General features: G+C 49.8%; 11 protein-coding genes and 1 rRNA gene. 9 read left to right on the forward strand and 3 right to left on the reverse strand.

Features of this window, described 5'->3' with window-relative positions; translation table 11 throughout:
• Nucleotides 1-88: ribosomal RNA gene (locus M3630_RS30240) — 23S ribosomal RNA — on the forward strand; the annotation flags it as partial.
• A 99-nt stretch (nucleotides 89-187) separates the two neighbouring features.
• Nucleotides 188-922 (forward strand): DUF2161 domain-containing phosphodiesterase, encoded by a 735-nt coding sequence (locus tag M3630_RS30245; protein ID WP_251254638.1) that lies wholly within the window; start codon nucleotides 188-190, stop codon nucleotides 920-922.
• Between the two features lie 87 nt (nucleotides 923-1,009).
• On the opposite strand, the gene M3630_RS30250 is transcribed toward M3630_RS30245, so the two are convergent.
• From M3630_RS30250 to M3630_RS30260, 3 genes are read right to left on the reverse strand one after another with little or no spacing between them, the layout of a single operon-like run.
• On the reverse strand, nucleotides 1,010-2,215 hold the full coding sequence (locus M3630_RS30250; RefSeq protein ID WP_251254639.1) for an NAD(P)/FAD-dependent oxidoreductase: 1,206 nt from the start codon (nucleotides 2,213-2,215) through the stop codon (nucleotides 1,010-1,012).
• The gene (locus M3630_RS30255) at nucleotides 2,212-2,547 is read right to left on the reverse strand and encodes a (2Fe-2S)-binding protein (protein WP_173612063.1); all 336 of its coding nucleotides are present in this window, start codon (nucleotides 2,545-2,547) and stop codon (nucleotides 2,212-2,214) included. The genes M3630_RS30250 and M3630_RS30255 overlap by 4 nt, the downstream gene beginning before the upstream one ends.
• A complete protein-coding gene (locus tag M3630_RS30260; RefSeq protein WP_173612062.1) occupies nucleotides 2,544-2,816 on the reverse strand; it encodes a (2Fe-2S)-binding protein in 273 nt (90 codons plus the stop codon). The genes M3630_RS30255 and M3630_RS30260 overlap by 4 nt, the downstream gene beginning before the upstream one ends.
• 147 nt (nucleotides 2,817-2,963) lie before the next feature.
• On the opposite strand from M3630_RS30260, the gene M3630_RS30265 reads away from it, so the two are divergent.
• From M3630_RS30265 to M3630_RS30295, 7 genes are all read left to right on the forward strand, one after another.
• A complete protein-coding gene (locus tag M3630_RS30265; protein WP_251254640.1) occupies nucleotides 2,964-4,031 on the forward strand; it encodes a M24 family metallopeptidase in 1,068 nt (355 codons plus the stop codon).
• Nucleotides 4,032-4,252: 221 nt separating this feature from the next.
• A complete protein-coding gene (locus tag M3630_RS30270) occupies nucleotides 4,253-5,920 on the forward strand; it encodes a peptide ABC transporter substrate-binding protein (RefSeq protein ID WP_251254641.1) in 1,668 nt (555 codons plus the stop codon).
• Nucleotides 5,921-5,941: 21 nt separating this feature from the next.
• The gene (locus tag M3630_RS30275; RefSeq protein WP_251254642.1) at nucleotides 5,942-7,087 is read left to right on the forward strand and encodes a branched-chain amino acid ABC transporter substrate-binding protein; all 1,146 of its coding nucleotides are present in this window, start codon (nucleotides 5,942-5,944) and stop codon (nucleotides 7,085-7,087) included.
• 41 nt (nucleotides 7,088-7,128) lie between these two features.
• A complete protein-coding gene (locus M3630_RS30280) occupies nucleotides 7,129-8,031 on the forward strand; it encodes a branched-chain amino acid ABC transporter permease (protein ID WP_251254643.1) in 903 nt (300 codons plus the stop codon).
• A 3-nt stretch (nucleotides 8,032-8,034) separates the two neighbouring features.
• Nucleotides 8,035-9,042: a branched-chain amino acid ABC transporter permease gene (locus M3630_RS30285; RefSeq protein WP_251254644.1), complete on the forward strand. Its 1,008-nt coding sequence runs from the start codon at nucleotides 8,035-8,037 to the stop codon at nucleotides 9,040-9,042.
• The gene (locus M3630_RS30290) at nucleotides 9,005-9,781 is read left to right on the forward strand and encodes an ABC transporter ATP-binding protein (RefSeq protein ID WP_251254645.1); all 777 of its coding nucleotides are present in this window, start codon (nucleotides 9,005-9,007) and stop codon (nucleotides 9,779-9,781) included. Before M3630_RS30285 ends, M3630_RS30290 begins: the two co-directional genes overlap by 38 nt.
• On the forward strand, nucleotides 9,778-10,494 hold the full coding sequence (locus M3630_RS30295; RefSeq protein WP_251254646.1) for an ABC transporter ATP-binding protein: 717 nt from the start codon (nucleotides 9,778-9,780) through the stop codon (nucleotides 10,492-10,494). The genes M3630_RS30290 and M3630_RS30295 overlap by 4 nt, the downstream gene beginning before the upstream one ends.
• The last annotated feature ends 396 nt before the right edge of the window (nucleotides 10,495-10,890 follow it).

Below are 10,890 nucleotides of genomic sequence, written 5' to 3' on the forward strand. Positions count from 1 at the left end.
CTCATAGACGATGAGGTTGATAGGTTCGGTGTGGAAGCGCGGTAACGCGTGGAGCTGACGAATACTAATCGGTCGAGGACTTATCCACACACTCTTAGCAATCATGCGTATTCAGTTTTGAAGGAATAACGAAGAGAGGAGTCAATCCACTGGATTGGCTCTTTTTCCTATAAGAGAAGGGGAGCACATGGAACCAAAAGCAGAGAAAAAATATGAAGCTGACATGTACGAACCGATTCGGAATTATTTTGTCGCGCAAGGATATGACGTTTTTGGCGAGGTCAAGCATTGTGATTTAACTGCAATTAAAGGCGAGGAATTGATTATTGTCGAGTTTAAGCGCAACCTAAGTGTGGAATTGCTCATACAGGCCACCAAGCGACAACGCTATACCGATTTTGTTTATATGGCAATCCCGAAGCCCAAATACAAATTGTTTTCGAAAAAATGGCAAGATATATGCTACTTGGTTAGACGTCTCGAGCTCGGTCTCATTCTCGTGTCCTTTCCAAAAAGAGGGTCCGCAGTCATGGAAGTGAATATTTCACCTGGACCGTTTGATCGGGTAAAAAGCAAGCAATTCAATCAAAAAAAGCGAAGCCGCATCATTGAAGAGATGCGGGGAAGATACGGCGATTACAATGTTGGCGGCAGTTATCAAACCAAGCTCATGACGGCCTACAAGCAGAACTGCATTCAAATTGCAACGTTGCTTCAGCAATATGGGCCGTTATCGCCGAAATTACTCAAGAGTAAAGGAGCAGGGGAGAAAACCTCGTCGATTCTTATCCAAAATCATTATGGGTGGTTTACCCGTGTGCAACGAGGGCTGTATGCGATCACGCCGACAGGGGAAAGAGAAATCGCGGAATACCCTGAGCTCATTACTTACTATCGGGAACAAGCAGAGAAACTAGACTAGACGATACGTTTCCTGTAGATTCAAAAAAACAAAGGCAGCCTGCCGTGAAGGAATAACAGGCTGCCTTTTCCCTATTAAATGAATAAATTAGTGCGCAATCCATTCTGCAGTCATTTGCCCTACCAGTGCTCGCCCGGCCACAATGTCTGGATGAAACTGAATCGTTGCGTTTTGGCGGACGATTTTCACCTGTTGAATGGCATCCGATAATGGTTGTTCATTCTTCAGCTTTCCCCGAGCTTTTGCGATAGAAAGTCCCGCGACTGTACCTTGAGCCATTGCCACTTTGGCACTTTCAATTCCCGTGATATTGCCAGCAACATAGAGTCCGGGGACTGCTGTTTGCATGCTCTCATTGTGTAAGGGGACATGCCCACCCAAGGAGGGAACATAGGCAAAAGGGCACCCGGCAATCGCCGCTAATTCAGCGAGTGGACTTAATCCGCCTGCGATACAGACGAAATCAGCCGGAATGAATTGTTCGGTTCCAGCTATTGGTGAACCATCGGCATCAACTCGGGCGATACGGACACCCTCAACTTGAAAGGTTCCGACGATTTCCAGTGCTGCTGCTCGCAGTTGAATCGGGATGTCCCACATAGAAAAACCGTTGGAGGGGTAGAGGGACACTGCCAGCTTTTGCATCCATGAATTTCCCATCAGTTTGCTCCCCAGCCGAATCATCAGAGAAGGGGCAAGATGGGCGACACGCAATAAAGATTGCATCACTGCTTGCGGTTGCCCCGCAGTGCCACTGACAGTCGTACGAGGTGGGAGAATCATTCGATCCACCGTAATTCCAGCCAACTGCAATTCGCGGGATATCGCCACCGATAAGATATTGATACCAATAACGACTCCGCGTTGTCCTACTCGCACGCGCTGCACGTTTGTCATGACTTGAGCAGCTCCGATGGACATCACGCCAGGTAACGTCCACCCTGGCACGGGTACAGCTGCTTCAGAAGCCCCCGTAGCGATCAGGAGCAACGGGGCTATCATTTCCCCCACTGTGGTAGAAACAATCCAGCCATTTTGAGATTGGGTCAAATGGAAGACGGAAACGCCGCAACGGATCTCTACGCCAAGCCCAATCGCTTCTTCCGTGAGCCGGGCTGCCTCATCCAGCCCATTCCACCACACACCGTTTGGTTCTTCGTGAAGCTGTCCAAGCAAGCGGCCCCCAGGACGATAAAACTCATCAACTACACGAACAGCCAATCCCTGCTTGGCACTTGCAATTGCTGCGGATAAGCCCGCGGGTCCAGCCCCGATGATGAGAAGATCGATCATGCACCATGCCCTCCTTTTTTCAAGGGAGTAGGAAGGACAGAACCCGCATTCACTCGCATGCCTTCCTGCACAAGCGTCATACAAGCACGCACGGTAGGGACACCGTCTACATGGACGCGACATTCATAACAATGACCGATATTGCAGTAAATTCCTCGCGGTGTTCCTTTTTCCTCATGCACCCGAAGCGTACGGACACCTGCGGCCAATAGGGCTCCCGCAATCGTCTCGCCTTCGTAAGCCGTATAGACAGAGCCGTTATAATAAAAACGAAGCTGCTTTCTATCCCCGAGTGAACCGAGAACCGGATGGTGATCAATTCGTTGACTCATGTCCGTTGTCCCCCAAGCGTTTGAAATGAGACAGGACGGATAGGCGGTTGGTACCCAAGAGGTACAGTATGAGAAGGCGCTTGGCCAGTTACTTGCTGAATGACCTGATCGATCAATGTACGGCAGGTTCTCCCACCGCAGCAGCCCATGCCGGCTCTGGTCCGTAGCTTGAGCTCGCGTGCGGTACATTGGTAGGTTTGGGCGGTCTCTTCCAATTCAGCGAGAGTTACTTCTTCACAACGGCAGATAATCAATAGATGCGATTCCATGATGAAGCCTCCTTTCATTCTTGCTTGATGAAAATGCAAGTGTCGTGCCATGGGAAAGCGAGTCAAATCGTCCAGGCTGGCACAATACTTGCTGAATATTCTCAAAGAACTAGCCCAATCATGACAAACAAAAGAGGGATGACAGAGATGGAAAAAGTAACAAGACTGCGTGAGCAATTCGATTCACTTGGGATTGACGGGATGTTGATCACCAATGGACAAAATCGCCGATACCTCACAAACTTTACAGGTACATACGGAGTTGTCCTCATTTCAAGGGACCAGGCCAAGCTCTTCACAGATTTCCGTTACACAGCCCAAGCGCAAGCACAAGCAACAGGCTTTGAGATCGTTTATTTGCCGACAAAAGAATCCATTTACAGCGAAGTAGCACGCCAGGCGGAAGCGATGGGGATCAATTGTCTCGGCTTTGAGGAGGAGAATGTCTCGTTTGCCTTGCATCGTAAATATAGTGAGGCGGTCCAAACAGCATTCATTCCGACGTCAGGTGTCATTGAAGGATTGCGGATGATAAAGACAAAGGAAGAACTGGCGATCATTCGAACGGCTGCGCAAATCGCCGATGCGGCATTCTCCCATATTACTTCTTTTCTGCGTCCTGGTATCACAGAGCTCGCGGTGTCTAACGAATTGGAAATGATCATGCGAAAGGAAGGGGCGTCGGGTTCTGCTTTTGACATCATTATTGCTTCTGGCTATCGTTCCGCACTTCCCCATGGCGTAGCGAGTGAAAAAACGATTGAAGCGGGCGATATGGTCACGATGGATTTTGGTGCATTGTATCAAGGGTATCGCTCTGATATTACCCGTACGGTTGCTGTTGGAACTCCTGATGAACAGCTCAAAGCCATCTACGAGATCGTTTTGGAAGCACGCAATCGGGCTGTTGCAGGCATTCGTCCTGGCATTACCGGGAAAGAGGCTGACGCCTTCGCACGGGACTACATCACGGAGCACGGCTATGGCGAGCGATTTGGACATGGGATGGGGCATGGAGTGGGTCTCGATATTCATGAGGAGCCATTTATGTCCACACGTTGCACGACTGTCCTCCGAGAAGGCATGATTTTGACCGTAGAGCCGGGGATTTATATCCCAGAGCTTGGTGGGGTCCGTATCGAAGACGATCTGATTGTCACAGAGAGTGGCAATGAGGTGCTGACACATTCACCGCGCGAATTGATCATTTTGTAAATCGAGAGACAAAAGTCTTGGCCAAGTAAATGGGCTGAGGCTTTTTTGTCTAACAGCGGTGTCTAGGATTTGAAACACGACAAGGTATACAGTGTACAAAAAAGTTTACAACAACCAAGGCTAGAACGAAGGTACTGCCGCCTTCATTTTTTGGCACACCTTTTGCATTCTGATAATTCTGAAAACAAATGCATAACGACTGAACAATGGGGGTTGATCAAATGAAAAAAAGCATGTTGGCAGTAATGAGTAGTCTAGCAGTCATGGGAGTAGCGTTGGCAGGATGTGGAGGCGGACAGCCTGCAGCGAAGCCAGCCGAGCAAGCGGCACAGAGTGGACAGTCGAGCACGCAGCCAGCACCTGCCGCCACGGCGAAAGAATCAGCAAAAGCACAAGTCCTCCGCTGGAATCTTCACTCCGAACCTCCTACAGGTGATCCTGGACTTGCGGAAGACACGACTTCTGCTGCTATCGTCAAAGCAGTTTTTGATGGGCTGACACGCATCGGGCCATCGGGCAAGCCAGAGGAAGCAGTAGCCGAGAAAATTGAAGTATCGAGTGATATGAAAACATACACCTTCAAGCTGAGAGACTCCAAATGGAGCAACGGGGAATCGGTAACAGCCCACGATTTCGAATACGCGTGGAAGCGAGCTCTCGATCCGAAGACAGCGTCCAATTACGCCTATCAGCTCTATTACATCAAGAATGCGGAGAAGGCGAACAAAGGGACCGGCAGCTTGGATGATGTCGGCGTAAAAGCATTGGATGACAAGACACTTCAAGTAGAGTTGACGAATCCAACCCCCTTTTTTCTGGAGCTAACCGCCTTCCAAACTTATTTCCCGGTAAATAAAAAAGTAGTCGAGGCCGATGAAAAATGGGTTGGAGAAGCCAAAACACACGTAGGAAATGGTCCATTTAAGATGGAGTCTTGGGAACACAAAAGCAAAATGATCCTCGTGAAAAACGACAACTACTGGGACAAAGAGAGTGTCAAGCTGGACAAGATTGAGTTCTCGATGGTGGAGGATGAAAATACAGAGCTGTCCATGTTCGAAAACGGCGAGATTGACTGGGCAGGCAGTCCGTTAAGCTCGCTGCCAACAGATGCGATGCCAGCGCTTAAAGATAGCGGAAAGCTGCAAGTGAAGCCTGTCGGTGCTACCTACTGGTACAAGTTCAATACAGAGAAACCTCCGTTCAATAACGTGAAGATTCGTAAAGCTTTTGCCTACGCCATCAACCGTCAAATCTTGATTGACAACGTACTCCAAGCGAATCAGCAGCCAGCGATGGCAGCAGTTCCTCCGACAATGGGACTCAATACGGGCAGTTATTTCAAAGACAATGATCAAGAAACGGCCACAAAGCTGTTAGAAGAAGGAATGAAAGAGCTGGGCATCTCTAAACTGCCGCCGATCAAGCTTAGCTACAACACATCAGAAGGACATAAAAAGATCGCAGAAGCGATTCAGGACCAATGGCGACAAAACCTTGGTGCAGATGTGAAGCTGGAAAATCAGGAATGGAAGGTATACCTCGAGACCATGCACGAGGGTAACTATCAGGTTGGGCGTCTCGGCTGGTCGGGCGACTTCAACGATCCGATCAACTTCCTGGAGCTGTTCAAGGAAAAGGACGGAGGAAACAATGATACGCGTTGGGAAAATCCGAGATTCAAAGAGCTGCTGAATCAGTCCGCAACCGAGAGTGATCCAGAAAAACGCAAGGCAATTTTGCGTGAAGCCGAGCAAATCATGATGAACGAAATGCCGATTATGCCGATCTACTTCTATACGCATACATGGGTGAAGAATGACCAGGTAAAAGGAATCTTCCAGGATGGTCTAGGCGCAATCGACTGGAAATGGGCATCAATCGAATAATATTCGAATGGGGGATGGGCTATGAAAAAATGGGGAAGTGTGATGGTCGCGGTGATGTTGACTCTTTCGCTTGCTGTAGCGGGATGTGCCAATCAAGGAGCTTCTACTGGAGGCGCAGATGCTAGCGAAATACTCGTTGGTGTAGTGTTACCAGTAACTGGTAACAACGCAACAGATGGAAAAGATATGCGAAACGCCATCGAAATGGCTGTCAAAAAAATAAACGACAGCGGTGGAGTTATTGGAAAAAAATTGAAGATTGAAGTAGCTGATGATGGCTGCGATCCACAAATGGCGACGACGGCAGCCAATAAGCTGGTCTCTCAAAACGTAGTGGCTGTCATCGGTGGTTACTGCTCAGGTGCGACACTACCTTCATCGGGTGTATTCAAAAATGCCAACATTCCCATGATCGTTCCCGCAGCCAACTCAGCCAAATTGCCCGCGCAAGGCTATGACACCCTCTTTTTGATTAATGGCCTAACCCCAGATCAAGCTCAAACCGCAGCGGATTACATGGCAGCGAACCAAGCGAAAAAAGTCGTACTCATCCATGACAATTCTGCCTACGCCAAAGATTTGGCCGATTTTGCCAAAGCATCCGTTGAAAAATCCGGCGGCGCAGTCATCGCGTACGAAGCGATCAACCCCGAAGAAAAAGATTTCAGCGCGCTGGTCACAAAAATAAAAGGCCTCCAGCCGGACGCGACGTATTTTACCGGCTATTATGCGGCTGGTGGACTGATGGTTAAGCAATTTAAACAAAAAGGTGTATCGGGTCTGTTCCTCGCAGGCGATGGCTCATTCAGTGAGGATGTCATCAAGATTGCAGGTGCAGACAATGCGGAAGGCCTTTTGATTACCGCGACCCCTACAGCGGAATTCATCGAGGGGGCAGAGGAGTTCACTTCTGCCTACAAGCAGGCGTATAACAACTTGGCACCGGGTCCTTTCTCAGCGTTGAGCTACAATGCGGTCAATCTGCTGGCAGATGCGATCGGACGGGCGAAATCGACTGATCGCGACGCCATCAAAAAGGCAATCAAAGAAACAAAGGATTTCAAGGCGCTTGGACAAACGATTTCGTTCAACGAGCAAAATACGCTGGATACCTCCAACTTCGCCGTTTTGAAAGTGACGGGTGGCAAGTTCACGTTAGCGAAGTAGGGTATATGTCAATCATTACCTCAAGTAAGGATGGTGGAGGAATGGATATTCTCGTCCAAACACTGGCGGACGGACTGGTTATTGGTGCCTTTTACAGTTTGATCGCTTTGGGCTATACGATGGTTTTTGGCATTATCAAGCTGCTCAACTTCGCGCATGGCGATCTCTACATGCTCGGTGCATTTGTCGGCTATACCTTGCTCAGCGTGTTTGGCGGAGATTCATCTGGAGCAGGTTTGATGGGAATATTGATTGTTTTATTGCTGACGATGGTGATTGTTGGCGTCATCGGGATGGGGATCGAGAGGGTGGCATATCGGCCGCTCTTGTTCGCTCCACGACTCTCTATCCTGATTACGGCAATTGGTGTTTCTCTCTTTTTGGAAAATGGCTCGATGATTGTTTGGGGGGCGCAGTATCAAGTGTATCCTTTGCAGCTTTCTCACGACGGCATTAGTCTACTAGGGGCCAAAATCACGTATGTCCAAATCGGACTGGTCATCATCTCGGTACTTTTGATGCTGGGCTTGCATTTATTCATCAATCGCTCGCTGTACGGCAAGGCTATGCGGGCGATTGCGCTCGATCAGACGGCTTGTCAACTAATGGGTATCCATGTGCATAAAGTCATTGGCTTGACCTTTTTCATCGGTGCTTCGTTGGCAGCAGGGGCGGGCACGATGGCAGGTGCTTATTACGGAACCGTCAATTTCATGATGGGCTTTATCATTGGGCTCAAGGCGTTTACCGCAGCGGTTTTGGGCGGGATTGGCAGCATTCCGGGAGCGGTGCTGGGCGGGCTGTTGCTTGGGATGATGGAGACAGCCGGAACATTTATGTTCGGCGGTTCATGGAAGGACGTCGTGGCCTTTTCCCTGTTGATTTTGATTCTCGTATTGAAGCCAACGGGCATCATGGGTGAGAAAGTGACAGAGAGGATGTAGCGGATGAAGCCATCTCGAAAAAAAATCGCTGTTGTCCTGTTCCTCGCCGTCGCGTGCGTACTCCCGTTTCTGTCCAATAACTACTGGCTGGATGTTGCGACGCTTGCTTTGTTCTACGTTGTCTTGGCCCAGGGGCTAAATGTGGTAGTCGGTTTTGCAGGATTACTCGACTTGGGCTACGCCGCCTTTTTTGCCGTAGGTGCTTATACAACAGGCATTCTGATGACGGTCTATCAGTGGTCGTTTTGGCTGACCTTGCCTGTGTCCATGGCATTTGCGGCTATTGTGGGTGTGATCATCGGGGCGCCGACACTTCGGTTGCGCAGTGACTACCTGGCAATCGTCACCCTCGGTTTTGGGGAAATTATTCGTATTTTAGCGATCAATCTTACTATTACCGGATCAGCTTCAGGTATTTACGGAATCCCGCGTCCTTCTATTGGGAGTTATGTGCTTGGCGGCCAGACCGATTTTTACTATTTGATCTTGATCATTGCTGTTTTGGTGGTGGTGGCTGTCAAACGGTTGGGCACATCCCGCATCGGCAGGGCGTGGATGTATATTCGTGAGGACGAGGATGCTGCCGAGGCGATGGGCATTAACCGGATTAATATGAAGCTGTTGGCGTATTCGATCGGAGCTGTCATCGGGAGTCTGGCTGGTTCTGTTTTTGCTGTCAAAATGAGTGCGATTGCGCCGCTCAGTTTTAGCTTTACCCAGTCCATCATGATTCTTTTGGCAGTAGTACTGGGAGGCTTGGGCAGCATTCCCGGCGTCCTCTTGGGTGCTGTGCTGGTCATTACCTTGCCGGAGCTGCTGCGTTCCGTGGAAGATTGGCGCTATTTGATCTTCGGTGCTGCGCTGGTCGCCATGATGCTGTTTCGCCCCCAAGGACTGTGGCCTGCCCGTTATGAGATGAAACGAGGCACTAGTCGTGGCGAGACCAAGGAAGCTACGGAAGGGGGCAGCGGTAATGAGGTCAAGCTTGACAGTGAAAAATGTAACGCTTAAATTCGGCGGTCTGACAGCGGTGAACGACTTGTCTTTTGCTATCAGCCCAGGCTCGATCAGCAGTATCATTGGCCCGAATGGAGCGGGGAAAACATCCGTCTTCAACATGATCACCGGATTTTACCATCCGACAGCGGGGCAGATCATTCTTGAAGGCAACCAGCTCGTGGGAAAAAAGCCAAGCCAAATCACACGGCTCGGTATGGCGCGAACGTTTCAAAACTTGCGGCTGTTTCCGAATTTGACTGTCTTGGATAATGTCAAATCAGGCATGCACAGCCGCACGAGCCAAACCGTCTGGGGAGCACTATGGCAGACTAGGGCACAGCGCCGAGAGGAACAGTTGATCGAGGATATGGCAAGGGACTGCCTTCGTTTCGTGGGGATGGAAAACAGTTGCTGGCGCATAGCGAAAAACTTGCCGTACGGCGCTCAGCGTTATTTGGAGATCGCGCGGGCCTTAGCTACCAAGCCGCGGGTGTTGCTGCTTGATGAGCCTGCTGCGGGGCTGAATTATGAGGAGAAGGAAGAACTGATTGCTTTGATCAAGCGAATCCGCACCCATTACGAGTTGACAGTGCTGATCATCGAGCACGATATGGGGTTGATCAAAAAAATCTCGGAAAAAGTAATCGTCCTCGACTACGGACAGAAGATCGCAGAGGGAACTCCCGAGGATGTGCTCAGCAATCCGCGTGTTGTAGAAGCCTACCTGGGCAAGGAGGACGAGGCGATATGACACCACTTTTGACAATCAGCGGCATTCATTCGTTTTACGGTAAAATTGAAGCGCTTAAAGGCATCGACCTGCACGTGCATGAAGGAGAGATTGTCGCACTGCTAGGCAGCAATGGTGCGGGCAAAAGCACAACACTCAAAACGATTTCCGGAATCGTTCGACCAAGCCGTGGAGACGTCTTGCTTCATGGACAGAGTCTCGTGGGCTGGGCCCCTCACCAAATTGTCGAGGCAGGCATCATCCATGTACCAGAAGGCAGGCGGATTTTTGCTGGTTTGACCGTGCGTGAAAATTTGGAGCTAGGCGGTTTTACACAGAGAAAAGAGAAGGCCGCTATCGCAGAGGGGATTGAGCAGGCTTTCACGCTGTTCCCCCGATTGAAGGAGCGGAGTGAACAAATGGGAGGAACACTAAGCGGAGGCGAGCAGCAAATGCTCGCAATCTGTCGCGGTCTCATGGCACGTCCAAAGCTCTTGATGCTAGATGAGCCGTCGATGGGGCTCGCCCCGATTATTGTGGTTGAGATCATGAATATCATCAGGGAAATAAACAGGCAAGGCACGTCGATCCTTTTGATCGAACAAAATGCCAAGGCAGCGTTGAAGCTTGCTCATCGCGGCTATGTAATGGAGACAGGGCGAATCGTCATGGAAAATAAGGCAGACGTTCTCAGGGCAGACGATTCGATCGTCAAGGCGTATTTGGGTGCGTAGGCCTCGTGCACTGCTTACATACCCGACGACAAAGGAGGTATCAAGCATGGAATTGATCCGTATTTTGTCTGAGGTGTTGCCGCCTAAAGAGGGGCGAAGGTTTCCTGATTTTTGTTTGCGTTGGCGTGTGTTTTTGTGTAAAAAGCGGCTGTAGTGGAGGGAAGAAGCGTATTTCCAGTCTACGCTTCGGCCTACGCCCCGAAAGGGGGATTGACTGTCCGCTCCGGAATGAATGGCGGGAGCGCTTCAAACGTAGAAGTTTCGAAGAGGTATTCCATAAGTTATTATGAACGAGGACAGCCCCTATTCGTAACTTCGTAGGTTACTCTGGCTACACTAAGGGCAAGTACGCCAATAGACAGAGCGCTACAATACGAAAGGAGCTGCTACTTATGA

The organism is Brevibacillus sp. MER 51 (genome assembly GCF_023714195.1).
GTDB lineage: Bacteria > Bacillota > Bacilli > Brevibacillales > Brevibacillaceae > Brevibacillus.